Here is a 22,851-nt window from a genome sequence, read left to right on the forward strand (position 1 = left end):
CCTGATGGCGTAGAAAGCTCTCCCTCCGGTTGCCCCACCCTTTCCCCGCCCCCCTAGACTGAACATCCAGCAGGTGGCTCACGCTCGAAAGGCGCCCCCGTGTCCATCGGCAACTCCCCCGAAGACGACCGGCCTTCGATCGGTCGTACCCTCCAGCAGGCCAGGATCTCCGCAGGCCTGACGGTTGAAGAAGTCAGCTCGGCGACACGGGTGCGCATCCCCATCGTGCACGCGATCGAGCTGGACGATTTCTCCCGCTGCGGCGGCGACGTGTACGCCCGCGGGCACATCCGCACACTCGCGCGCGCCGTGGGCGTCGACCCGGCACCCCTCGTCGAGCAGTACGACGCCGAACACGGCGGCCGTCCCGCTCCCACCCCTGCCGCGCCGCTCTTCGAGGCGGAACGGATCAGGCCCGAACGGCGCCGTCCGAACTGGACGGCGGCCATGGTCACGGCGATCGTCGCGGTGATCGGCTTCGTCGGATTCACCATGTTCTCCGGCAGCGGCAGCACCGACAAGAACAAGGATCAGGTGGCCGAGGGGCCCACGACAGCCGCCAAGGCGGCCGATCCGGCCCCCAGCAAGCCCGCCGATCCCAAGCCCGCCCCCTCGGACAGCGCCATTGCGGCCGTGCCGAAGGACAAGGTGACGGTGAAGGTGTCGGCGGTCGACGACAAGAGCTGGATCTCGGCCAAGACGCACAACGGCAAGCTGCTGTTCGACGGCGTCCTCGCCAAGGGGGATTCCAAGACCTTCACGGACGGACAGCAGGTCGATCTGATCCTCGGGAACGCCGGGGCGATCCAGCTGTTCGTGAACGGCAAGAGCATCCAGAACGACTTCCAGTCCGGCCAGGTCGAGCGTCTTTCCTACACCAAGGGCGACCCCGAAGCAGGCTGATCACCCTCGCGGACCGGGCGTGGGCCGGGACAAAGTAGTCTTGAGCCCATGCCCGAACGCCGCACCGTCGCCCTTGTCACTCTTGGCTGCGCCCGTAACGAGGTGGACTCGGAGGAGCTCGCAGGCCGCTTGGCAGCGGACGGCTGGGAGCTCGTCGAGGATGCCGCCGAAGCGGACGTCGCCGTCGTCAACACCTGTGGATTCGTCGAAGCCGCCAAGAAGGACTCCGTCGACGCCCTGCTGGAAGCCAATGATCTGAAGGATCACGGCAAGACCCAGGCCGTCGTGGCCGTCGGCTGCATGGCCGAACGGTACGGCAAGGATCTTGCCGAAGCGCTCCCCGAGGCGGACGGGATCCTCGGATTCGACGACTACGCCGATATCTCCGACCGGCTCCAGACCATCCTCAACGGTGGAATCCACGCGTCGCACACCCCGCGGGACCGCCGCAAGCTCCTCCCGATCAGCCCGGCGCAGCGCCAGGAGGCGCCCGGTGTGGCCCTTCCCGGCCACGCGCAGGACACGGCCCCCGAGGACCTGCCGGAAGGCGTCGCCCCGGTCTCCGGTCCGCGTGCGCCGCTGCGCCGCAGACTCGGCAACAGTCCGGTGGCCTCCGTGAAGCTGGCCTCCGGGTGCGACCGGCGGTGCTCGTTCTGCGCCATCCCGTCCTTCCGCGGCTCCTTCATCTCGCGGCGCCCCTCCGACGTCCTGGGCGAGACGCGCTGGCTGGCCGAGCAGGGTGTGAAGGAGGTCATGCTGGTCTCCGAGAACAACACCTCGTACGGCAAGGACCTTGGCGACATCCGCCTTCTGGAGACGCTGCTCCCCGAGCTCGCCGAGGTCGAAGGCATCGAGCGGATCCGGGTCAGCTATCTGCAGCCCGCCGAGATGCGGCCCGGTCTCATCGACGTGCTGACCTCGACGCCGAAGATCGCGCCGTACTTCGACCTCTCCTTCCAGCACTCGGCGCCCGGCGTGCTGCGCGCGATGCGGCGCTTCGGGGACACCGACCGCTTCCTCGAACTGCTGGACACGATCCGCGGCAAGGCGCCGCAGGCCGGTGTGCGGTCCAACTTCATCGTGGGCTTCCCCGGCGAGAGCGAAGCCGATGTCGACGAGCTGGAGCGCTTCCTCACCGGTGCGCGGCTCGATGCCATCGGGGTCTTCGGCTACTCCGACGAGGACGGCACCGAAGCGGTCGGCTACGAGAACAAGCTGGACGCCGAGGTCATCGCCGAGCGGCTGGAACGTATCTCCCGGCTCGCGGAGGAGCTGACCGCCCAGCGGGCCGAGGAGCGGCTCGGTGAGACGCTCTCCGTGCTCGTGGAGTCGGTGGACGACGAGGACGGCGCGGTGGGCCGGGCGGAACACCAGGCGCCGGAGACGGACGGACAGGTGATGTTCACGGCGAGCGAGGGGCTGGTGCCCGGCCGTATGGTCGTCGCAAAGGTGGTCGCCACCGAAGGCGTCGATCTGGTGGCCGAGTGTCTCGGTGAGGAGGCGGGCAGATGACCGGAGCCCCGGCATCCGCCACGGGCGGTACCGGTGCCACGCCGGCGTCCGGAGGCAAGCTGGGCGCTGCGGTCGTCAACGAGGTCAGCCTGTGGAACGTCGCCAATCTGCTGACGATGCTGCGGCTGGTGCTCGTCCCCGGATTCGTGCTGCTGCTGCTCCATGACGGCGGGTACGACCCGGTCTGGCGGGCGTACGCCTGGGCCGCCTTCGCCATCGCGATGATCACCGATGTCTTCGACGGCCATCTGGCACGGACCTACAACCTGGTCACCGATTTCGGGAAGATCGCCGACCCCATCGCCGACAAGGCGATCATGGGGGCGGCGCTGATCTGTCTGTCGTACCTGGGTGATCTGCCCTGGTGGGTGACGGGAGTGATCCTCTTCCGGGAGCTCGGGATCACGCTGATGCGGTTCTGGGTGATCAGACACGCGGTCATTCCCGCCAGCCGCGGCGGCAAGCTGAAGACGCTGGCCCAGGGCACAGCCGTCGGCATGTACGTGCTGGCGCTGACCGGGCCGCTGGCGACCATGCGGTTCTGGGTCATGGCCGTCGCGGTGGTGCTGACGGTGGTGACGGGGCTCGATTACGTCCAGCAGGCGGTGACCGCGCGGCGCAAGGGCCTCGCAGCGGAGCGGGCCGCACGGTGACGTCCGCGGCCCGGGTGCTGGAGTTGCTGGCGGAGCGCGGGGAGACCCTGGCCGCTGCCGAGTCGCTGACAGGCGGCCTGGTCGCCGCCGAACTGACTTCCGTCCCCGGCGCCTCGCGGGTCTTCCGTGGGTCCGTGACGGCGTACGCAACGGGTCTCAAGCGCGAGATCCTCGGCGTCGACGGAGCTCTGCTGGCCGAGCGAGGGGCGGTGGACCCCGAGGTCGCCCGGCAGATGGCCGCCGGAGTGCGGCAGGTGCTCGGTGCGGACTGGGGAACGGCGACCACGGGGGTCGCCGGGCCCGATCCGCAGGACGGACAGCCCGTCGGGACGGTGTACGTAGCAGTTTGTGGCCCGGACGGTGCGGGGAATGTGGCCGCACTGCGATTGAACGGAAGCCGGGGGGAAATCCGTGAAGAGACTGTTCGAGGCGTTCTTGAGCTGCTCTCCGGCGAACTCTGCGGGAATGCAGGGGCACAGGATACGGAAGAGAACGGGGGGATTTGATGTTTGCAGCCCTGAGTGAACACGACATCACTCCCCGCACGGCCGCGGCGCAAGGCGGTACGGTGGGGCGTGAAGGATGCGGCTACGCGGTCCGAGGAGGGAGCCACCGATGATTCTGCTCCGTCGCCTGCTGGGTGACGTGCTGCGTCGGCAGCGCCAGCGTCAGGGCCGTACTCTGCGCGAAGTCTCCTCGTCCGCCCGAGTCTCTCTCGGTTATCTGTCCGAGGTGGAGCGGGGGCAGAAGGAGGCATCCTCCGAGCTGCTCTCCGCTATCTGCGACGCGCTTGACGTACGGATGTCCGAGCTCATGCGCGAAGTGAGCGACGAACTGTCGCTCGCCGAGCTGGCCGAGTCGGCAGCTGCCAGTGAACCTGTGCCCGCGCCGGTACGTTCGATGCTCAATTCCGTCTCCGTGACATCGGTGACGGGTGTTCCGACCGAGCGAGTGACGATCAAGGCGCCCGCCGAAGCGGTGGATGTCGTCGCTGCCTAGCACGTGCTTTCCGGCTCCGGCTGGTCCTCACGGACCGGTCGGAGCTTTTTTCTGCCCCGAATGTCCGAGATGTGGATATTTGTGCCATGGTGGTCGGAACGTATGAATGCATGGGAGGCCTCGCATGTCTGGCGTGAAGAGTTCGCTGTCCGGAGCTGATCTCAAGGTGGTCGGAGACGCGCTCCAGGGCGCACTCGCCGATCTCGTCGATCTCTCGCTGGTGGCCAAGCAGGTGCACTGGAATGTGGTCGGGCCGCGCTTCCGGTCCGTGCACCTCCAGCTCGACGAGGTGGTCGACACCGCTCGCCAGTACACGGACACCGTGGCCGAGCGGGCCTCGGCGGTCGGGGTGACGCCGGACGGCCGCGCCGCGACGGTCTCCAGGACCAGTGCGATCCGCGAGGTGCCGGAGGGCTGGATCAAGGACACCGACGCGGTGCGGATCCTGGTGGACGCGCTCGGTGCTGTCATCACCCGGATGCGGGAGCGGATCGCCGCGACCGACGTCCCGGACCCGGTGACCCAGGATCTGCTGATCGGGGTCACTGCGGATCTCGAAAAGCACGCCTGGATGTATCAGGCAGAGAGCGCGTAGCGATGCGCATACCCGCCGGGTGCACGCTGGGTGCGCCCTCCTGCCAGGCGCTCGGGCCCGTCTAGTGCCGCGACGGGGCAGAGCTTGCCGGGAACGGCGCTAGCGTCGGCCGGAGGAGGCAGCCATGGTGAAGCGGTGGATGCCGGCGCTGGCGCTGGCCGCGGTGCTGGGCGGGGCTTGGTGGTGGGCTGTGCTGAGGCTGCTGCTGATACCCGGTGGCACCGGGCCGTTGGAGAGCGCGGTCGCGCTGGGGGGCTGGGGGCTGAGTCTGCTGCCGGTGCATGTGGTCGCTCTCCCCGCCGGGGTGGCGCGCTCCGGCGGGGCATCGCGGCCCGGTGAACCGCAGGCCCCCGGGGCGCCGCGTTCCGGCAGGGTGTGGTTCGGCAGGGCGCGGCGCTCTACCAGGGCATGGCGACGCCGCCGTTCGGCCGCAGGATCTGACCCGTCGTGAATCCGGCGGCGTCGGATGCCAGATGCAGTACGGCGTGTGCGATGTCCGCAGGCTCACCGACCTTGCCCAACGGGGACAGCCGGGACATGAGCGTGGCGGTGTGCGCCTGCGCCTCCGAGTTGTTGTGCCGCTCGGTCATCGGTGTGCGGATCCAGCCGGGCGCGACCGCGTTGACCCGGATGCCGTGCGGGCCCACCTCGGTGGCGAGTGTCTTGGTCAGCTGCACCACGGCGGCCTTGGTGACGCCGTAACAGAGCAGCCCGGGGCCACCGGTGTCCACCGCGCCCGAGGCCATCGTGACGATGCTGCCCCGGGTGCCCGCTGCGATCATGGCGCGGGCGGCGGCCTGGCACGCGTACAGCACACCCTTGAAATTGATGGCGAGAACGCGGTCGAGGTCCTCGTCGCGTGTCTCCAGGACGGGGCTGCTGTGCATGATGCCGGCGATGGCCGCCAGGATGTCCAGTCGGCCCGAGGTGGCCGTGGCCGCTTCCACCGCCGTCTCCACCGCGGTGCGATCGGAGACGTCGAGCGGGTGGAGGTGTGCGGCGCCGCCGGTGTTCCCGATCAGGGCCCGGGTCTCGTGCAGGCCCGCTTCGTCGCGGTCCGCGCAGTGGACGGTGGCGCCTGCTTCCGCGAGGAGCACGGCAGTGGCGCGGCCGATGCCGCTCGCGGCGCCGGTGACGAACGCGGTGCGGCCGGTGAGGTCGTACGCCTTGACGGGCATGACGGGACCGTACGACCGCATCTGACACCCCGTCAACTGATGTGCCGGTGCCGGATTTGGACCGTCAGCTGAGCGGGGCGGTCTGCGGGGCGGGGCCCGACTGGCACCGGGGGCACCAGTACGCAGGACGCCTGCTGCTGCCGTCGCCCTGGTCCGCCGTGCGTACGGGGGTGGAGCAGCGCAGGCACGGTCGGGGTGCGCGGCCGTAGACGTACAGGCGGTGGTTCCACAGACCCGTCGTCGTACGGACGGGCCGCTCGCGGTTGGCCTCCAGGAGCTTCTTGGAGACCGCCACGGCCCGCTCGGGCCGCGGGAGTTCACCGACCGGGAGCCAGGGGGTGGCGCGCAGCACGAAGCAGATCTCGGATGTGAAAATGTTGCCGATCCCGGCGAGGTTGCGCTGGTCGAGGAGGGCTTCGCCGAGCGGGCGGGCGGCGTCGGTCAGCAGATTGGCCAGGGCCCGGTCGGGGTCCCAGCCGGGTCCCAGCAGGTCGGGACCGAGATGGCCCACCACGCTGTCCTCGTCGGTGGTGCGCAGCAGGTCGAGAACCGGAAGGCGGTAGCCGACGGCGGTGCGGTCGGCGGTGGCGAGGACGGCGCGAATCTCGTGGGACGGCCCGCCCCGCCAGCGCTCGCCGGGGGCGAAGACCTTCCAGGCACCGTCCATCCGCAGATGGCTGTGGAGGGTGAGGCCGCCTTCGATCCGCATGAGCAGATGCTTGCCGCGCGGGGTGACGTCGAGGACGGTGCGCCCGGTGAGATCGGCGGTGGCGAACCGTGGTACGCGCAGGTCGAAACGGGTGAGGGGGTGGCCGGACAGAGCGGTGTGCAGTCGCCGGGCGGCCTGGACGACGCTGTCTCCCTCGGGCATGTCCCTCCCTCTGCGGAACGGGCTGTCGTGACGTGCGGTGCTCAGCGCTTTCAGGCGCGCAGGCGCAGCCCCCTCGGGGTGGCCACGAACCCGGCCGCCTCCAGGGTCCGGCCCAGATCGGAGGTGAGCGCGGAAGCGCCGTTGGTGCGCTCCACCGTCACCGTGCCGAGCGTGCCGGAACCGGCTGCCGCGGCCAGTGCCTGACCGGCGGCCGACAGCCGGGGGTCGTCGGGCTCGGCGGCCCAGGCCAGGAGGCTCTTGCCACCGCGCTCCATGTACAGGATCAGCTCGCCGTCCACCAGGACGACCAGCGCACCCGCCTTACGGCCGGGCTTGTGGCCTGCACCGCCCGGTGATTCCGGCCAGGGCAGGGCCGCACCGTACGCGTTGGCCGGATCGGCGGCGGCGAGGACCAGCGCCCGGCCCGTGGGCCCTGGTTCCGTACGCTCGCTCGCGGCCGACGCCGCTCGCAGCCGGTCGACCGCACCGTCCATCGCGAACTGGGCTGCGCCCAGGCCTTCGACGACGTACCCCCGGCGGGCCTGGCCGCTGTCCTCGAAGGCGGAGAGGACGCGGTAGACGGCGGAGAACCCGCCCGTGACGCCCTCGGCGGCGACCGCGCCGCGGGTGACGACACCATGCCGGTCCAGGAGCGTCCGGGCTAGGGCGTGCGCGCGGAGTGTCGGGTCGGGTTCGGCTGCCGGCAGCACGGACCAGCGGCCCGCGACGGTGGGCGGACCCGTACGTGAGGCGGGGCGGGCAGCCGCGGTGAGCGAGCCGTACCTCCCGCGGGGGACCGTGCGCCGTGCGCGGTGGGCCGTGGAGCCCGCCGTGCGGCCCGAGCCGAGCAGGGAGCGCAGGGGGGCCAGGGTGTCGTTGGTCAGCCGCCCTGACCAGGCCAGGTCCCAGAGGGCGTCGGCGAGTTGGGGGTCGGTGGCATCGGGGTGGGTGGTGGCACGTATCTGGTCGGCGATCTGGCGGAAGAAGAGTCCGTAGCCCGGGGCGAGCGCCTTGAGGACGGATTCGTGGAGCGCGCTCAGTTCGAGGGGGTGCGGTGGCGGGAGGAGCAAGGGCGCGCTGTCCGAGAGGAAGAGCGAGATCCAGCCGTCCTTGCCGGGCAGCGCACCGGCCCCGGCCCAGACGACCTCGCCGGTGGTGGTGAGTTCGTCGAGGAGAGTCGGGGTGTACCCGGAGACCCGCGAGGGGAGGATCAGTCGCTCCAGGGCAGAGGCCGGGACCGGGGCCCCTTGCAGTTGCTCGACGGCACGCGCCAGACCGTCGATCCCGCGCAGGCTGCTGCCGTCGAGGTGCTGCCACTGGGGGAGGAAGGAGGCGAGAGCCGCGGGCGGAACCGGTTCGAGCTCCTGCCGCAGGGCGGCCAGGGAGCGGCGGCGGAGCCTGCGCAGCACGGTGGCGTCGCACCACTCCTGACCGATTCCGGACGGGTGGAACTCGCCCTGCACGACCCGGCCCGCCGCGGCGAGGCGCTGCAGAGCGCCGTCGGTGACCGCCGTGCCCAGGCCGAAACGTGAGGCGGCCCGGGAAGACGTGAACGGACCGTGCGTACGGGCGTACCGGGAGAGCAGATCCCCGAGGGGATCCTTGACGGGCTCGGTGAATGCTTCGGGCACACCCACCGGGAGCGCGGTACCGAGGGCGTCCCGCAGCCGGCCCGCGTCCTCGATCGCCGCCCAGTGGTCGGTGCCCGCGATGCGGACCCGGATGGCGCGGCGGGAGGCGGCGAGGTAGGGCGCCCATCCGGACTCCGCCCCGCGCGCGGCCAGTTCGGCATCGGTCAGCGGGCCGAGCAGCCGCAGTCGGTCGGCGACACCTTCGGCGTCCTTGATGCGCCGGTCCTCCGTCAGCCATTGGAGTTCGCTCTCCAACTCGTCCAGCACGTCGGCGTCCAGCAGCTCGCGCAGCTCGGCCTGGCCCAGCAGCTCGGCGAGGAGACGGGAGTCGAGCGAGAGGGCCGCGGCACGGCGTTCGGCGAGAGGCGAGTCGCCCTCGTAGAGGAACTGGGCGACGTAGCCGAAGAGCAGCGACCGGGCGAACGGTGACGCCTCGGTGGTGGTGACCTCGACGAGCCGCACGCGGCGGGACTCGATGTCGCCCATCAGCTCCACGAGCCCCGGAACGTCGAAGACGTCCTGGAGGCATTCGCGGACGGCTTCGAGAACGATCGGGAACGAACCGAATTCGCTTGCCACTTGAAGAAGCTGGGAGGCGCGCTGACGCTGCTGCCACAGCGGGGTCCGCTTGCCCGGACTGCGGCGCGGGAGCAACAGGGCCCGCGCGGCGCATTCGCGGAACCGGGAGGCGAAGAGGGCGGAACTGCCGACCTGATCGGTGACGATCTGCTGGATCTCGCCCTTGTCGAACGCGACATCGGCCGCACCGAGGGGGGCCTGTTCGGTGTCGTACTCGGTGCCCTGTGCGGCGGGGTCGCTGTCCAGCAGGTCGAGACCCATCAGCTCCGCGTCGGGCAGCCGCAGCACGATACCGTCGTCGGCGTGCATGACCTGGGCGTCCATGCCGTACCGCTCGGAGAGTCTGGCGCCGAGTGCCAGCGCCCACGGGGCGTGCACCTGGGCGCCGAAGGGGGAGTGGACGACGACCCGCCAGTCGCCCAGTTCGTCGCGGAAACGCTCGACGACGATCGTGCGGTCGTCGGGGACATGGCCGCAGGCACGGCGCTGCTCGTCGAGGTAGGACACGACGTTGTCGGCGGCCCAGGCGTCGAGCCCCGCTGCGTGGAGCCGCTGCCGGGCATCGTCCGGGGCGAGGCTGCCGACCTCACGGAGGAACGCACCGACCGCGCGGCCCAGTTCCAGCGGGCGGCCCAGCTGGTCGCCCTTCCAGAACGGCAGCCGGCCGGGCACTCCGGGCGCGGGTGTGACCAGGACCCGGTCGCGCGTGATGTCCTCGATGCGCCAGGAGGTGGTGCCGAGGGTGAAGACATCGCCGATCCGGGATTCGTAGACCATCTCCTCGTCCAGCTCGCCGACCCGCCCGCCGCCCTTCTTGGGGTCGGCTCCGGCGAGGAAGACCCCGAAGAGACCACGGTCGGGGATGGTGCCGCCGGAGGTGACCGCGAGGCGCTGCGCCCCGGGGCGGCCGGTGACCGTGCCGGCGATACGGTCCCAGACCACGCGGGGGCGCAGCTCCGCGAACGCGTCGGACGGATAGCGCCCGGCGAGCATGTCGAGGACCGCGGTGAAGGCGGACTCGGGGAGCGCGGCGAACGGCGCCGCACGGCGCACCACCGCCAGCAGGTCGTCGGCCTGCCAGCTGTCGAGGGCCACCATGGCGACCAGTTGCTGCGCCAGTACGTCCAAGGGGTTGGACGGGATCCGCAGCGATTCGATCGAGCCGGTCCGCATCCGCTCGGTCACCACGGCTGCCTGTACCAGGTCGCCCCGGTACTTGGGGAAGACGACACCGGTGGACACGGCACCCACCTGGTGCCCGGCACGGCCGACACGCTGGAGTCCGGAGGCCACCGACGGCGGTGACTCGACCTGGACGACCAGATCGACCGCGCCCATGTCGATGCCCAGCTCAAGGCTGGAGGTGGCCACGACAGCGGGCAGCCGCCCCGCCTTCAGGTCCTCCTCGACCTGGGCGCGCTGTTCCTTCGACACCGAGCCGTGGTGGGCACGGGCGAGCAGCGGTGGGGCCCCTTTGGCCGCGCCCGACTCGGCCATGATCTCGGCGGGGGAGTGGGCCTCCGGCAGGACCTCTCCGGTGGCTCGCTCGTAGGCGATCTCGTTCAGCCGGTTGCAGAGGCGCTCGGCGAGACGGCGGGAGTTGGCGAACACGATCGTCGACCGGTGGGACTGCACCAGATCGGCGATGCGCTCCTCGACATGGGGCCAGATCGAGGGCTTCTCCGCTCGGTCCGGGTCGCTGTCCGATGCCGGGGAGCCGCCCAGCTCGCCCAGATCCTCGACGGGGACGACCACCGAGAGGTCGAACTCCTTGCCCGAGGGCGGCTGTACGATCTCCGCCTTGCGCTGCGGTGACAGATAGCGCGCGATTTCGTCCACCGGCCGGACCGTCGCGGAAAGGCCGATGCGGCGGGCCGGGCGGGGCAGCAGTTCGTCGAGGCGCTCCAGCGACACCGCGAGGTGCGCACCCCGCTTGGTGCCGGCCACGGCGTGCACCTCGTCGAGGATCACCGTCTCGATGCCGGTCAGGGCCTCGCGCGCCGAGGAGGTGAGCATCAGGAACAGGGACTCGGGTGTGGTGATCAGGATGTCCGGGGGCCGCGTCGCGAGGGAACGCCGCTCGGCGGCCGGGGTGTCGCCCGAGCGGATGGCGACCCGCAGATCAGGCTCCGGCAGTCCCAGCCGGACGGATTCCTGGCGGATGCCGGTGAGCGGGCTGCGGAGATTGCGCTCGACGTCGACGGCGAGTGCCTTGAGCGGTGACACGTACAACACCCGGCAGCGCTTCCTGGCGTCGGCGGGCGGCGGTGCGGAAGCCAGCTGGTCGAGGGCGGCGAGGAACGCCGCGAGGGTCTTGCCGGACCCGGTCGGGGCCACCACCAGCACGTCGGAGCCCGCTCCGATGGCCCGCCACGCACCGTCCTGGGCGGCTGTGGGCGCCGAGAAAGCCCCCGTGAACCAGCCGCGGGTCGCGGGGGAGAAGGAGTCGAGCGCTGACCTCACCATGTCCCCATCGTGCACCCCGCCACTGACAACTGCCCGGACCAGCGGAAACAATGGATGCATGGGTCCGGGCGCCGAGGAGCGGGCACGGCACTGGCAGCTCGACGAGCTGCCCGGTGTCGATCTGCTGCATGCCCGCTACATCCGGAAGAGCTTCGCCCGGCACACGCACGAGACGTTCGTCATCGCCGCGATCACCCACGGCGTCGAGGCGTTCCACCACGGGAACGAGCTCGTCAGGGCGGGCGCCGGTCAGCTCGCACTGGTGAATCCCGACACCCCGCACACCGGCTATGCGGGGGTGCCCGAAGGGTGGACGTATCGCACGCTCTACCCGGCGTCCGGGCTCGTCGCCGAGGTCGCGGTGGACATCAGCACACTGAGCGGCCCGGTCGGCTTCACCTCGCCGGTCGTGGACGTCCCGGATGCCGCACGGCTCGTCGTCGGGGTGCACCGGGCCGCCGAACAGGGCAACGCGCTGGCCGCCGACAGCCTGCTGAGGCTCGCCGTGGCGCGACTGCTGCGTACGCACGGAGGCCGCCTCCCGGAGCGTCCGCCGCTCACGGCCGGAGCGGTCGACGCGGCCCGCGCGCGTGCCGTGCTGGAGGAGCGGATGGTGCGCCCGCCGTCCCTGGAGCGGCTCGCCGGCGACCTCGGCACCAGTCCGTTCGCCCTGCTGCGCGCCTTCAGGGACGCGTACGGCATGCCACCGCACACCTGGCTCACCGACGCGCGGGTACGGCGCGCCCGGCACCTGCTGGAGGCGGGTACGCCACCCGCGGAGGTGGCTGTCGCCGTCGGCTTCACCGACCAGCCGCATCTGAACCGGCACTTCACCCGGATCGTGGGGGTCCCGCCGGGTTCGTACCAGCGAGGTCGTGCAAGAACGTACAAGACCGGTCAGGCATGGCTCTCGTAGCGTCACCGATGTGGCAGCAGAACAGACAGCACTCACCGAAACCGGCGCAGTTCCGGAACCCAAACCGGACTCGGCCGTCATCAGGGACGCGCTCGGCGTCGGCGTCGCCGTCGGACTCTCCGGCTTCGCCTTCGGCGTGACCTCGGCGGGCTCCGGGCTCAGCATGCTGCAGACCTGTGTACTCAGCCTGCTGGTGTTCACCGGGGCCTCGCAGTTCGCACTGGTCGGCGCGCTGGCGGCGGGCGGCAGCCCGTTCACCGCCGCGGCCGGCGCCTTCTTCCTCGGCGTCCGCAACACGTTCTACGGACTGCGGCTGTCCCAGCTGCTCGCCCTGCCGCGAGCCGTACGTCCCTTCGCCGCTCACTGGGTGATCGACGAGACGACGGCTGTCACCCTTATCCAGCCCACCCGGCGGGCCGCCCGCATCGGGTTCACCGCCACGGGCCTGACGCTTTACGTGCTGTGGAACATCACCACGCTGCTCGGCGCGCTGGGCGCGGAGGCGCTCGGCGACACCGACGCGTGGGGGCTCGACGCCGCGGGGCCCGCGGTCTTCCTGGCGCTGCTCGCGCCGATGCTGCGGACCACGACGGAGCGCGCGGTCGCCGGGCTCGCCGTCGTCCTGGGGCTGGGACTGCTGCCGCTGCTGCCCGGCGGGGTGCCCGTGCTGGTCGCGGCGCTCTCGGCGCCGCTCGTGCTGTTCCTCAAGGGGCGCGCAGGCCGTGGCGCCGCCAGGAACTCCACGGTCGGCGACCCCGTGGCAGAGAACCCCCTGGCAGAGAACCCCCTGGCAGAGAGCCCTGTGGCACAGAGCCCGGCGGCACAGAGCCGTGCGACGGAGAACCCTGCGACGGAACGCGCTGTGACCGAGAACCGTACGGCCGAGAACCGTACGGCCGAGAAGGAGGACCGGTGAACGTCTGGATCGCCATCGGGGCGACAGCCGTCGGCTGCTACCTCGTCAAGCTGCTCGGACTGATGGTCCCTGCGGGGGCCCTTGAACGTCCGCTCGTCAAGAAGCTGTCGGCGCTGCTGCCGGTCGCGTTGCTGGCCGCGCTCACCGCTCAGCAGACCTTCGGTGACGGGCAGCAGATCGTTCTCGACGCGCGGGCGGCCGGGGTCGCGGCAGCGGCGCTCGCTCTGGTGCTGCGAGCCCCTTTCCTGGTGGTCGTCACGGCGGCCGTGGTGGTGGCCGGAGGTGTCCGGGCCCTCGGCTGAGCCGCAGCGGCGAAGCGGCTGATCGGCCCGTGACCGGCGGGCACCCTCCCGCCGCGTGATGTGTCAGACGACGGCGCGTCCGTGGGCCCGTAGCGTCAGCAGCGCCTGGATCGTCACCATCGGCCGCGCTTCGAACTGCGTCCCCGGCGCCCAGGAGCGCCAGTTGACCGGCCAGCCGCCGTCCTGCCGCTGTTCGTCCGCGAGGTGGTCCAGGGAGCGGCTCATCTCGTCGTCCGTGAACCAGCCACGCGCGAGCGAGCCCGGCACGCGCGCGTAGTCGTGCGGGAAGTGCTGCTCGCCGGGTGCGTACCCCGGGGCTACCGGGTACGACGCACGGTCCTGCGGGTCCAGCACGGCCAGCCGCTGCTCCCGTACCTGCCTGCCCAGCCGGTCGGCGGCGGCCTCGGCCCGTGACCGGTCGGGGACACCGTCCAGGAAGGCGACCGCGGCCTGGATCTCGTATGGATGGGAACTCTCCAGGGCGTCGACCGCCGTCCAGCAGAAGTCGGTCGCCCGGAAGAGCCAGGCGTGCCACACCTCGTTGCGGTGCAGCAGCCCCACCACGGGGCCGGTCGCGAGGAGCTCGCTCGGCGGGTCGTCGACGACCGGGATGAAGGGCGCGCACGGATAACCGCGCTGGGAAGGGTGGACCGCGGGCAGCGCACCGTCCCTGGTGGACACCTCGGTCAGATAACGGCAGACCCGCTCCACGCGCATACCCCCGCAGCGCCCCACGGAGTCGAGCACGTGCAGCGCGTGCGCGGTGTGCAGCGGCTGGCTGACCGGGCCGCGGAGATCGGGTTCGAGGGCGTGGCCGAAGCCGCCGTCCTCGTTGAGATAGGCGGCGAGAGCGGCGTCGACGGCGTCGGCCCGCCCGTCGAGGAAGTGGTACGCGAACCGCCGCTGTTCGAGCACCCGGGCCGTCAGCCAGATGAAGTGCTCGGCGCGTGCGAGAGAAGATGCTCCGGTTCCAGCCATGTTCCGACGGTAGAGCGCGAAGCGCCCAGGACAAGGGCGACGGGCAGGGCTGCACTCCCAGGGGCTGGATACTGAACTCATGCGGTTGACGATTTTCTGGGAACGGATGGCGGAACACTTCGGCGAGGGGTACGCCGATTCGTTCGCCCGGGACCATGTGATGGCAGAGCTCGGCGGACGTACGGTGCACGAGGCACTGGCCGCGGGCTGGGAGACGAAGGACGTCTGGCGGGGTGTCTGCACGGCGGCCGGGATTCCCGAGGACAAACGCTGAGGGCCGCCGACCAGGAGGGCGGGCGGCCGGGTGCCGCGCGGGTAGGCGAGACTGGGCCCGTGGCACCGACCGATGAGACTGCCGAGGACCAGATGACCGCGGACGAGACCGCCGAGGACCGGACGACCGGGGAAGCGACTCCGCCCGGGACTTCGCCGTCCGCAGGCCGCACGACAGCGGCGGGTCCGGCGCGTGCGGCGCAGATGCCCCGCTGGCTGCCCAAGGCGATGGTGCTCGCGCTCGCGCTCGTCGCCTGCTTCCAACTGGGCAGCTGGGCCTTCTACCAGCTCATCGGGCTGCTCACCAATATCCTCATCGCGTTCTTCCTGGCGCTCGCGGTCGAACCGGCCGTGGGGCGGATGGCGGCGCGCGGTATGCGGCGCGGCCTCGCCACCTTTCTGGTCTTCTTCGGAGTGGCGCTCGCCTCGGCCGGGTTCATCTTCCTGCTCGGCTCGATGCTGGCCGGACAGATCGTGGACATGGTCGAGGAGTTCCCCAAGTACCTCGACTCGGTGATCAACTGGATCAACCACAGCTTCCACACCGAACTGTCACGGGTCCAGGTCCAGGACAGCCTGCTCCACTCGGACTGGCTGCAGAAGTACGTCCAGAACAGTGCGAGCGGTGTGCTCGATGTCTCGACCACCGTGCTGGGCGGCCTCTTCCGGCTGCTGACGATCTTCCTGTTCGCCTTCTACCTCGCGGCCGACGGACCGCGGCTGCGGCGCGCGCTGTGCTCCGTGCTGCCGCCGTCGAAGCAGGCCGAGGTGTTGCGGGCCTGGGAGATCGCTGTCGACAAGACCGGCGGCTACCTCTACTCGCGCGGCGTGATGGCCCTGGTCTCCGGGGTCGCCCACTACGTCCTGCTGGTCGCGCTGGGCGTGCCGTACGCCCCCGCGCTGGCGCTGTGGGTCGGACTGATCTCCCAGTTCATCCCGACCATCGGCACGTATCTGGCGGGCGCTCTGCCCATGCTGCTCGCCTTTACGGTCAACCCCTGGTACGCGCTGTGGGTGCTGGTCTTCGTGGTGGTCTACCAGCAGTTCGAGAATTATCTGCTCCAGCCGAAGCTCACGGCGAAGGCCGTCGACATCCATCCGGCCGTGGCCTTCGGCTCGGTCATCGCGGGGACCGCGCTGCTGGGCGCGGTCGGAGCACTGATCGCGATTCCGGCGGTGGCGACGCTCCAGGCGTTCCTGGGTGCCTATGTGCGGCGGTACGACGTGACGGACGACCCGCGCGTCCACGGCAGGCGTCGGCTCAGGGACGCTGTCCCGATGCCCGCGCGGGTGCGTGATTCGGTCTTCGCGGGACGGGTGCCACCCCCGGGGAACAGCGGCGACGACAGCGTCTGAGCGGCCGTGTGGTGCGCTTGACACCGAAATCGAACATCCATTCTCATGGGATTTCGGCCCGGGTGCTCGGATGAGTTGTCCACAGGCCGGACGGGCGTCGGGGCCCATTGTCAGTGGCAGGGGTTAGCGTCTGTGACGTGAAGCGATCGACACAAGCAAATCGGGTGGAACCCATGGCAGGTAACGACCGCGAGAAGGCGTTGGACGCCGCTCTCGCACAGATTGAACGGCAATTCGGCAAGGGCGCGGTGATGCGCCTCGGCGAGCGGCCGAACGAACCCATCGAGGTCATCCCCACCGGATCGACCGCCCTCGATGTCGCTCTCGGCGTCGGCGGACTGCCGCGCGGCCGTGTGGTCGAGGTGTACGGCCCGGAGTCCTCCGGCAAGACGACCCTGACGCTGCACGCGGTGGCCAATGCGCAGCGGCTCGGCGGTCAGGTGGCCTTCATCGACGCCGAACACGCCCTCGACCCCGAGTACGCGAAGAAGCTCGGCGTCGACATCGACAACCTCATCCTGTCCCAGCCGGACAACGGCGAGCAGGCGCTGGAGATCGTGGACATGCTGATCCGCTCCGGTGCGCTGGACCTGATCGTCATCGACTCCGTCGCGGCCCTGGTGCCCCGTGCGGAGATCGAGGGTGAGATGGGCGACTCGCACGTGGGTCTGCAGGCCCGGCTGATGAGCCAGGCGCTCCGTAAGATCACCAGTGCGCTGAACCAGTCCAAGACCACCGCGATCTTCATCAACCAGCTCCGCGAGAAGATCGGTGTGATGTTCGGCTCCCCGGAGACCACGACCGGTGGCCGGGCGCTGAAGTTCTACGCCTCGGTGCGTCTCGACATCCGTCGGATCGAGACGCTGAAGGACGGCACCGACGCGGTCGGTAACCGCACCCGTGTGAAGGTCGTCAAGAACAAGGTCGCGCCGCCCTTCAAGCAGGCCGAGTTCGACATCCTCTACGGCCAGGGCATCAGCCGCGAGGGCGGCCTGATCGACATGGGCGTGGAGAACGGCTTCGTCCGCAAGGCGGGCGCCTGGTACACGTACGAGGGCGATCAGCTCGGCCAGGGCAAGGAGAACGCCCGTAACTTCCTGAAGGACAACCCCGATCTCGCCAATGAGATCGAGAAGAAGATCCTGGAGAAGCTGGGCGTCGGTGTCAGGCCGGAGGACGTGGCGGCCGAGTCGGCTTCTGCGGACGCCGCGGGTGCCCCGGCGGGCGACGAGACCGGGAAGACGGTTCCGGCTCCGGCCGGCGGCAAGGCCAAGACGGCCAAGACCGCCGCGGCCAAGAGCTAGCTCATGGTCCGGAGAACCGAATGGCCGGGGGCCACGGACTCCGAGGTCAGGGACGCGCAAGGGCCACCGACGGGGCAGCGGCAGCAGCGGGAGCCGCAGGCGTCGAAGCCCCAGGATCCGGCTGAGCAGGCGCGGGCGATCTGCCTGCGCCTGCTCACCGGGACCGCGCGTACCCGTAAGCAGCTGGCCGATGCGCTGCACAAGCGGGACATCCCTGACGAGGTCTCCGACGAGGTGCTGTCCCGCTTCGAGGAGGTCGGACTCATCAATGACGCGGCTTTCGCCGACGCCTGGGTGGAGTCGCGGCACCATGGACGAGGGCTGGCCCGACGGGCGCTCGCGCGGGAGCTCCGTACCAAAGGGGTGGACTCGGCACTCATCGACGAGGCCGTCGGACAGCTCGACTCCGAGCGGGAAGAGGAGACGGCCCGCGAGCTGGTCGGACGCAGACTCCGCTCGACGCGTGGCCTCGACCGCGACAAACGGATGCGTCGGCTCGCGGGCATGCTCGCCCGCAAGGGATACCCGGAAGGAATGGCCCTGCGGGTGGTCCGGCGGGCGCTGGAGGAGGAGGGCGAGGACGTGGAGGACCTGGAACACGGGGAGTTCTGAGCAGGGAAGTTCTGAACAGGGGAGTTCTGGACAAGGGGTCTGGACAAGGGGGAGTCCCAAGACCGGTGGGCCTGACCGATCGACACCACTGACCGGCCCGACCTACCGACGCAGCAGACCTGCCGACGTAACCGGCCGACCGACGTAGCCGTAGCCGACCTGCCGACGTAACCGGCCGGTGCACGGGGAGGTCAGTTGTCGACCGGGAGTCCCGCCGCGTGCCAGGCCTGGAACCCGCCGATCAGATCCGTCGCCCGGTGCAGTCCCAGCTGTCGCAGGGATGCCGCGGCGAGGGACGATGCGTATCCCTCGTTGCAGATCACCACGGCCCGCAGATCGTGGCCGGTGGCTTCCGCCGCCCGATGGCTGCCCTGCGGATCGAGCCGCCATTCCAGCTCGTTGCGCTCGACGACCAGGGCCCCGGGGATCAGCCCGTCCCGCTCGCGCAGTTCCGCGTACCGGATGTCCACCAGCAGGGCCCCGTCCCGCGCGGCGTCCAGCGCCTCCTGCGGTCCGAGCCGGTCGAGACCGGACCGGACCTTCTCCAGCAGCTCGTCGATGGAGACCGGCCCGCTCATTCCCACTCCCCGGGCAGCTCCACCTGCTCAAGACGGAGCAGCGGACCGTTGCGGCTGTACCGACGCATCAGCGGCAGCGGCGGATAGTAGGCGTGCACCGAGACCGCGTGCTCGGCCGTGGACTCGTTGAGCACCTGGTGCACATGGTGTGCCCCGAAGGCCCGGCCGTCGCCGGGCGTCAACTGCCGGGTGCGGTCGACCCCTTCGGCCAGCTCCAGGGTCTTCCAGCCTTCGGTGGGCAGTCGTACGGCCAGCGAGTCCTCCGTGAGCGTGCCGGCAGCTGTGGCAAAAGCACCCTGCGAGCCGCCGTGGTCGTGCCAGCCGGTGCCGGTACCGGGCGGCCAGCCGATCAGCCAGGCCTCGCTCCCACCGGGTCCGTCCAGCCGGATCCAGCTGCGGCCCTCCGGATCGAGGGGGAGCGAGGCGATGAGACCGGAGTCGGCGGCGGTCCGGCGTACGAAGTCGAGCAGTTCGGCCGCAGTGGGTGCCGCAGTGGGTGCCGAGGGGCGTGCGGGCGTGGGGACAGGAAGAGGCGCGGAGGGAGACATGGTGACCGTCCGGAATGGTTCGCGAGGGCGTGCGGCAGCGCTGCAGCGCGGTGCGGGCACGAGGGAGAGAGGCGAATCAGCAGGACGGGCGACACATGCAGCCCGCATAGCGGACGAGGTCCATATGGACCCTCCGCCACAGGCGCACATCGGTGTCGGTCACGCTCCGCAGTACACCATGTGCGCCAGTGACGGTCAATTGACGTCTGCGGTGCTCTCCTCCCGTACCGCTGTGGCGCCGCCCCCGCGCACCGCGTCGGCGGCTGCGTAGAGTTCAGCGGGGCGTACCCCGTTGAAGGCGGCCACCAGATGGCCGTCGGGACGTACCAGCAGCACGGTGTGTGCCGACGCCCCCGGGTACGTCTCGGCCACCAGGAGTTCACCCTTCACCGGCAGCGCGGTCACCGCGGCGGCCAGGCGCGGCATCACGCCTGCGGTCAGCCAGTGCCGACGGTCCCACACCCCCGTACCGGGGGCGACCAGCACCACCAACAGGCCGTGTCCGAGGCGCTCACGCAGCCGTACGGTGTTGCCGTCCGGCGCGGTCACCCGTACATCGGCGACGGGCCCACCGGCCTCGGTGCCGACGGCCGTTCGGGAGGGGGTGGGCGCGGGTGCGAGGGGGGAGCGGTCGTACACCGGGGGTGCGCCCAGCGCGCCACTTCCCAGATGGCCGTCCGCGAGAAGCGCGTCGTGGCCTCGGGCGCTACCGGGCAGATACGCTCGCAGCCCACCGCCACCACGCAGTATCGGCAGCGACTGGTCGGCGGCGCGCAGCCGTGCGGCCACCTGGGTGCGGCGCTCGGCCTGGTAGCTGTCGAGCAGCAGCTCCGAAGCGCCGTGATGCCAGGCCAGCGCAAGTTTCCAGGCGAGGTTGTCGGCGTCCCGCAGCCCCTCGTCGAGCTCCTGGGTGCCGAGCGCCCCGAGCAGATGCGCGGCGTCCCCCGCGAGGAACGCCCTGCCCACCCGCCAGGACCGGGCCAGCCGGTGGTGCAGCGTGTACACACCGGTGTCGATCAGCTCGTACGGAGGTGTCTCACCGCACCAGCCCGCCAGGGCGGCCCGTACGCGGGCCACCAGTGCCTCGGGGGTGACCAGTTCGGCGCGTGGGGGCAGCAGCCAGTCGATCCGCCAGACATCGTCCGGCAGCGGACGGGCCGTCACTTCCTCGCCGCCGGTGCGCCACGGCGGCATCCGGTGCAGAAGTGCCTCGCCGGGCCACGGCAGTTCGGCGCGCAGTGCGGCGACCGCGTGCCGCTCCACCGCCGTGCGGCCGGGGAAACGGATGTCGAGCAGCTTGCGGACGGTGGACCGGGCGCCGTCGCACCCGACCAGATAGCTGCCCCGCCACCACGTGGTCTGCGGGTCGTCGGTGTGCACGGTGATGCCGCTGCGGTCCTGTTCGACCGTGTCGACCCGGCTGCGGTGAACCAGCTCCACGAGCTTCTGCTCGGCGACCGCGGCCCGCAGCCCACGGGTGAGGGCGTGCTGCGGAAGGTGCAGCGGCGAGGGCTCGCCCGCCCCGAACTCGTCGAAGTCGACGTGCTGCATCTGCTGATTGCGCCTGATGGACCGCCAGGCGGCCCAACGGGCAGCCTCGTCGGGAGCGACGGCACCCCCGACCCGCTCGATGAACGCGACGGTGTCGGGCCGCAGCACGACGGTGCGGGCCGGGCGCGGTTCGCCTTCGCCCGCACCCTCGTCGAGTACGACGGACGGGACGTCCTGCGCGGCGAGTGCCAGGGCCAGCGCGAGCCCGACGGGACCCGCGCCGACGACGATCACCGGGTCCACGATGCGGCTCCTCGCGCCCGTACGGAGAAGTGAATGATGGCAGGTTGAGCCCGGTGCACGATCACAGAACGTATGCAACCCACTGCGCGTGCTTGCGTCAAGTGACGAGGAGGGCAGGTGGGGCCGTATGCCCTGCTGAACGGGGTCGGTCCGGCCCAACGGGTGGTCCCGGGCACGAGAACGTGGCGCTCGGTCCGTCGGCTGACCGAGCGCCACATTTCGTACGACGACCGGCTGACCACCGGCCGAGGTGCCTACAGGCCTAGTCGGCCGCAGGAGGAGCCGTGATCTCCGACGGCGTGACCGGCTGGGCGGCCGGGGCCACCGTGATGCTCGTCCTGGCCCGGCGTCCACGCTTCTCGATCCAGGTGGCGAGCGCCGAGAGCAGCAGACACATCGCGATGTAGATGACACCGATCACGACGATCGTCGAGACGTACGGATACTGGCCGTCGACCGGGGTGTTGGCCGCGATCAGCCGTGCGGTCGCGAGCAGTTCGGGGTACAGGATGATGTAGCCGAGCGACGTGTCCTTGAGCGTGACCACCAGCTGGCTGATGATCGTCGGCAGCATCGCACGGATCGCCTGCGGCAGCAGCACGCTCACCATGACCTGCGTCTTGTTCAGACCCAGCGCGTAGGCGGCCTCGCGCTGCCCCTTCGGTACGGAGTTGATGCCCGCCCTGAGGACCTCGGCCTGGACACAGCCGTTGTAGATCGACAGCCCCAGCGCCAGCGCCCACATCGAGTAGTCGGTGAGGAAGCCGACCCAGATCGCGTAGATGGTGATCAGCAGCGGGATGGAGCGGAACAGCTCGATGAACGCGGTGGCCAGCCAGCGGATCGGGCGGTGGTCGGAGAGCCGGCCGACGACCAGGACCAGACCCAGCACGATCGATCCGACCGCGGCCAGACCGAAGGCCTTCAGCGTTGCCACCAGGGCGTCGGCGATGTTCTGCCGGATGCCCGCGTAGTTGAAGATGTCCCACATGCCGCCGGCGAGGTCGCCCTTGTCGGCGAGCCGCATGATGCTGACGACGAGCAGCGCGAGGATGGCCACGCTGCCGATGACGGCGTAGATACGGTTGCGGACGACGGCCTTGGGGCCCGGCGCGTCGTACAGCACGCTGGCACTCATCGTGCGACCTCCATACGGCGCTCTACCAGGCGGAAGACACCGCTGATGGCGAAGGTGATGACCAGGTAGCCGAGGGCGACCCAGAGGAAGATGGGCGCGATGCCGTAGCCCCGGTCACTCAAGGTCTTCTGCCAGCCGAAGAGTTCGGTGACGCTGAAGGCACCGGCGATCGCCGAGTTCTTGGTGAGCGCGATGATGATGCTGCTCAGCGGTGCGATGACGGTTCGGGTCGCCTGCGGCAGAACGATCATCTGCAAGGTCTGGAAGAAGCTCATCCCGAGCGAACGGGCTGCCTCGGCCTGACCGAGCGGGACCGTACCGATGCCGGACCTGACGGCTTCGCAGACGAAGGACGAGGTGTAGAAACCGAGCGCGAGCGAGGCGAGCACGAAGGGGCTCATGCCCGGGAAGAGGATCTCGGGGACCACGAAGGTGGCGACGAGGAACAGCAGAGTCAACGGGGTGTTGCGCAGAAGTGTGACCCAGGCCGTTCCGAAGAACCGCAGCGGGGGCACAGGCGATACCCGGAACCCGGCGATGACGATGCCGAGCACCAGGGCGATAACCGAACTGACGGCGGTGATCGACACGGTTCCTATGAAGCCGTCGCGGAACGCCGGAAAGTTGTCGAGCAGTACGTTCATGAGGTCTCCGCGTCGGCGGGCAGCGGCTGGAAGACAAGGGGCGCGGCGCCCCGTACCCGGGTACGGGGCGCTTCAGCGCGAAGGGAGGCGGCGGGTCGGACGCTG

Annotated in this window: 24 protein-coding genes; 14 read left to right on the forward strand and 10 right to left on the reverse strand. The window is 70.4% G+C overall.

Features of this window, described 5'->3' with window-relative positions; genetic code table 11:
• Positions 1–99: 99 nt before the first annotated feature.
• From OG709_RS27210 to OG709_RS27240, 7 genes are all read left to right on the forward strand, one after another.
• Positions 100–903 carry a helix-turn-helix domain-containing protein gene (locus tag OG709_RS27210; protein ID WP_329167907.1) on the forward strand — a complete coding sequence of 268 codons (804 nt, stop codon included), beginning with the start codon at positions 100–102 and terminating at the stop codon, positions 901–903.
• Between the two features lie 48 nt (positions 904–951).
• Complete coding sequence (gene rimO, locus OG709_RS27215; protein ID WP_250304882.1) at positions 952–2,415, forward strand: 30S ribosomal protein S12 methylthiotransferase RimO; 1,464 nt, start codon at positions 952–954, stop codon at positions 2,413–2,415.
• Positions 2,412–3,068 (forward strand): CDP-diacylglycerol--glycerol-3-phosphate 3-phosphatidyltransferase, encoded by a 657-nt coding sequence (gene pgsA / locus OG709_RS27220; protein ID WP_250304881.1) that lies wholly within the window; start codon positions 2,412–2,414, stop codon positions 3,066–3,068. The genes rimO and pgsA overlap by 4 nt, the downstream gene beginning before the upstream one ends.
• The gene (locus tag OG709_RS27225; protein WP_250304880.1) at positions 3,065–3,574 is read left to right on the forward strand and encodes a CinA family protein; all 510 of its coding nucleotides are present in this window, start codon (positions 3,065–3,067) and stop codon (positions 3,572–3,574) included. The genes pgsA and OG709_RS27225 overlap by 4 nt, the downstream gene beginning before the upstream one ends.
• A 109-nt stretch (positions 3,575–3,683) precedes the next feature.
• Positions 3,684–4,067, forward strand: coding sequence for a helix-turn-helix domain-containing protein (locus tag OG709_RS27230; protein WP_250304879.1), 384 nt, complete (start codon positions 3,684–3,686; stop codon positions 4,065–4,067).
• A 124-nt stretch (positions 4,068–4,191) separates the two neighbouring features.
• A complete protein-coding gene (locus tag OG709_RS27235) occupies positions 4,192–4,662 on the forward strand; it encodes a Dps family protein (protein ID WP_250304878.1) in 471 nt (156 codons plus the stop codon).
• Positions 4,663–4,786: 124 nt separating this feature from the next.
• A complete protein-coding gene (locus OG709_RS27240; RefSeq protein ID WP_250304877.1) occupies positions 4,787–5,113 on the forward strand; it encodes a hypothetical protein in 327 nt (108 codons plus the stop codon).
• Here OG709_RS27240 and OG709_RS27245 read toward each other — a convergent pair.
• The 3 genes from OG709_RS27245 to OG709_RS27255 all read right to left on the reverse strand — a co-directional run bounded on the left by OG709_RS27245 (position 5,061) and on the right by OG709_RS27255 (position 11,387).
• Entirely contained in the window at positions 5,061–5,840 is a 780-nt protein-coding gene (locus OG709_RS27245) for an SDR family NAD(P)-dependent oxidoreductase (RefSeq protein WP_250304876.1), read from the reverse strand. The two genes, OG709_RS27240 and OG709_RS27245, sit on opposite strands and share 53 nt — an antisense overlap.
• Before the next feature lie 64 nt (positions 5,841–5,904).
• Positions 5,905–6,711 (reverse strand): Fpg/Nei family DNA glycosylase, encoded by an 807-nt coding sequence (locus OG709_RS27250; protein WP_266640461.1) that lies wholly within the window; start codon positions 6,709–6,711, stop codon positions 5,905–5,907.
• A 50-nt stretch (positions 6,712–6,761) separates the two neighbouring features.
• Positions 6,762–11,387 carry an ATP-dependent helicase gene (locus OG709_RS27255; RefSeq protein ID WP_266640460.1) on the reverse strand — a complete coding sequence of 1,542 codons (4,626 nt, stop codon included), beginning with the start codon at positions 11,385–11,387 and terminating at the stop codon, positions 6,762–6,764.
• A gap of 58 nt (positions 11,388–11,445) precedes the next feature.
• On the opposite strand from OG709_RS27255, the gene OG709_RS27260 reads away from it, so the two are divergent.
• Genes OG709_RS27260 through OG709_RS27270 form a run of 3 tightly spaced genes read left to right on the forward strand, consistent with a single transcriptional unit; the run spans position 11,446 to position 13,521 of the window.
• Positions 11,446–12,303 (forward strand): AraC family transcriptional regulator, encoded by an 858-nt coding sequence (locus tag OG709_RS27260; protein ID WP_329167913.1) that lies wholly within the window; start codon positions 11,446–11,448, stop codon positions 12,301–12,303.
• Positions 12,304–12,313: 10 nt separating this feature from the next.
• Positions 12,314–13,219 carry an AzlC family ABC transporter permease gene (locus OG709_RS27265; protein WP_329167915.1) on the forward strand — a complete coding sequence of 302 codons (906 nt, stop codon included), beginning with the start codon at positions 12,314–12,316 and terminating at the stop codon, positions 13,217–13,219.
• The gene (locus tag OG709_RS27270) at positions 13,216–13,521 is read left to right on the forward strand and encodes an AzlD domain-containing protein (RefSeq protein WP_250304871.1); all 306 of its coding nucleotides are present in this window, start codon (positions 13,216–13,218) and stop codon (positions 13,519–13,521) included. The genes OG709_RS27265 and OG709_RS27270 overlap by 4 nt, the downstream gene beginning before the upstream one ends.
• Positions 13,522–13,584: 63 nt before the next feature.
• Here OG709_RS27270 and OG709_RS27275 read toward each other — a convergent pair whose 3' ends face one another.
• A complete protein-coding gene (locus tag OG709_RS27275) occupies positions 13,585–14,499 on the reverse strand; it encodes a hypothetical protein (protein WP_326693883.1) in 915 nt (304 codons plus the stop codon).
• A gap of 79 nt (positions 14,500–14,578) precedes the next feature.
• Between OG709_RS27275 and OG709_RS27280 the strand changes: the two genes are divergently transcribed.
• The 4 genes from OG709_RS27280 (at position 14,579) to recX (ending at position 18,044) form a co-directional block, all read left to right on the forward strand.
• Complete coding sequence (locus OG709_RS27280) at positions 14,579–14,773, forward strand: DUF3046 domain-containing protein (RefSeq protein WP_266640458.1); 195 nt, start codon at positions 14,579–14,581, stop codon at positions 14,771–14,773.
• 203 nt (positions 14,774–14,976) lie between these two features.
• On the forward strand, positions 14,977–16,128 hold the full coding sequence (locus OG709_RS27285) for an AI-2E family transporter (RefSeq protein WP_284349590.1): 1,152 nt from the start codon (positions 14,977–14,979) through the stop codon (positions 16,126–16,128).
• Between the two features lie 173 nt (positions 16,129–16,301).
• On the forward strand, positions 16,302–17,432 hold the full coding sequence (gene recA, locus OG709_RS27290) for a recombinase RecA (RefSeq protein WP_329167918.1): 1,131 nt from the start codon (positions 16,302–16,304) through the stop codon (positions 17,430–17,432).
• 3 nt (positions 17,433–17,435) lie between these two features.
• Positions 17,436–18,044, forward strand: a complete 609-nt coding sequence (gene recX, locus OG709_RS27295; RefSeq protein WP_250304867.1) for a recombination regulator RecX — start codon at positions 17,436–17,438, stop codon at positions 18,042–18,044.
• 191 nt (positions 18,045–18,235) lie between these two features.
• On the opposite strand, the gene OG709_RS27300 is transcribed toward recX, so the two are convergent.
• From OG709_RS27300 to OG709_RS27320, 6 genes are all read right to left on the reverse strand, one after another.
• Positions 18,236–18,622, reverse strand: coding sequence for a rhodanese-like domain-containing protein (locus tag OG709_RS27300; protein WP_329167919.1), 387 nt, complete (start codon positions 18,620–18,622; stop codon positions 18,236–18,238).
• Entirely contained in the window at positions 18,619–19,170 is a 552-nt protein-coding gene (locus OG709_RS27305; RefSeq protein WP_329167920.1) for a cysteine dioxygenase, read from the reverse strand. Before OG709_RS27305 ends, OG709_RS27300 begins: the two co-directional genes overlap by 4 nt.
• Before the next feature lie 76 nt (positions 19,171–19,246).
• Positions 19,247–19,333 (reverse strand): putative leader peptide, encoded by an 87-nt coding sequence (locus tag OG709_RS36115; protein WP_358477332.1) that lies wholly within the window; start codon positions 19,331–19,333, stop codon positions 19,247–19,249.
• A 32-nt stretch (positions 19,334–19,365) separates the two neighbouring features.
• Entirely contained in the window at positions 19,366–20,964 is a 1,599-nt protein-coding gene (locus OG709_RS27310) for an FAD-dependent monooxygenase (RefSeq protein WP_266640454.1), read from the reverse strand.
• A 262-nt stretch (positions 20,965–21,226) separates the two neighbouring features.
• On the reverse strand, positions 21,227–22,102 hold the full coding sequence (locus tag OG709_RS27315) for an amino acid ABC transporter permease (protein WP_250304863.1): 876 nt from the start codon (positions 22,100–22,102) through the stop codon (positions 21,227–21,229).
• Positions 22,099–22,746 (reverse strand): amino acid ABC transporter permease, encoded by a 648-nt coding sequence (locus OG709_RS27320; protein WP_250304862.1) that lies wholly within the window; start codon positions 22,744–22,746, stop codon positions 22,099–22,101. The genes OG709_RS27315 and OG709_RS27320 overlap by 4 nt, the downstream gene beginning before the upstream one ends.
• Between the last annotated feature and the right edge of the window lie 105 nt (positions 22,747–22,851).

The sequence above is a fragment of the Streptomyces sp. NBC_01267 genome (genome assembly GCF_036241575.1).
In the GTDB taxonomy this organism is placed as follows: Bacteria; Actinomycetota; Actinomycetes; order Streptomycetales; family Streptomycetaceae; genus Streptomyces.

Coding starts and splice junctions, on each gene's coding strand:
- OG709_RS27280 (WP_266640458.1), top strand. CDS start 14,579: ATGCGGTTGACGATTTTCTGGGAACGGATGGCGGAACACTTCGGCGAG.
- OG709_RS27235 (WP_250304878.1), top strand. CDS start 4,192: ATGTCTGGCGTGAAGAGTTCGCTGTCCGGAGCTGATCTCAAGGTGGTC.
- recX (WP_250304867.1), top strand. CDS start 17,436: ATGGTCCGGAGAACCGAATGGCCGGGGGCCACGGACTCCGAGGTCAGG.
- OG709_RS27245 (WP_250304876.1), bottom strand. CDS start 5,840: ATGCCCGTCAAGGCGTACGACCTCACCGGCCGCACCGCGTTCGTCACC.
- OG709_RS27285 (WP_284349590.1), top strand. CDS start 14,977: ATGCCCCGCTGGCTGCCCAAGGCGATGGTGCTCGCGCTCGCGCTCGTC.
- OG709_RS27255 (WP_266640460.1), bottom strand. CDS start 11,387: ATGGTGAGGTCAGCGCTCGACTCCTTCTCCCCCGCGACCCGCGGCTGG.
- pgsA (WP_250304881.1), top strand. CDS start 2,412: ATGACCGGAGCCCCGGCATCCGCCACGGGCGGTACCGGTGCCACGCCG.
- OG709_RS27300 (WP_329167919.1), bottom strand. CDS start 18,622: ATGAGCGGGCCGGTCTCCATCGACGAGCTGCTGGAGAAGGTCCGGTCC.
- rimO (WP_250304882.1), top strand. CDS start 952: ATGCCCGAACGCCGCACCGTCGCCCTTGTCACTCTTGGCTGCGCCCGT.
- OG709_RS27250 (WP_266640461.1), bottom strand. CDS start 6,711: ATGCCCGAGGGAGACAGCGTCGTCCAGGCCGCCCGGCGACTGCACACC.
- OG709_RS27315 (WP_250304863.1), bottom strand. CDS start 22,102: ATGAGTGCCAGCGTGCTGTACGACGCGCCGGGCCCCAAGGCCGTCGTC.
- OG709_RS27240 (WP_250304877.1), top strand. CDS start 4,787: ATGGTGAAGCGGTGGATGCCGGCGCTGGCGCTGGCCGCGGTGCTGGGC.
- OG709_RS27305 (WP_329167920.1), bottom strand. CDS start 19,170: ATGTCTCCCTCCGCGCCTCTTCCTGTCCCCACGCCCGCACGCCCCTCG.
- OG709_RS27320 (WP_250304862.1), bottom strand. CDS start 22,746: ATGAACGTACTGCTCGACAACTTTCCGGCGTTCCGCGACGGCTTCATA.
- OG709_RS27275 (WP_326693883.1), bottom strand. CDS start 14,499: ATGGCTGGAACCGGAGCATCTTCTCTCGCACGCGCCGAGCACTTCATC.
- OG709_RS27230 (WP_250304879.1), top strand. CDS start 3,684: ATGATTCTGCTCCGTCGCCTGCTGGGTGACGTGCTGCGTCGGCAGCGC.
- OG709_RS27260 (WP_329167913.1), top strand. CDS start 11,446: ATGGGTCCGGGCGCCGAGGAGCGGGCACGGCACTGGCAGCTCGACGAG.
- recA (WP_329167918.1), top strand. CDS start 16,302: ATGGCAGGTAACGACCGCGAGAAGGCGTTGGACGCCGCTCTCGCACAG.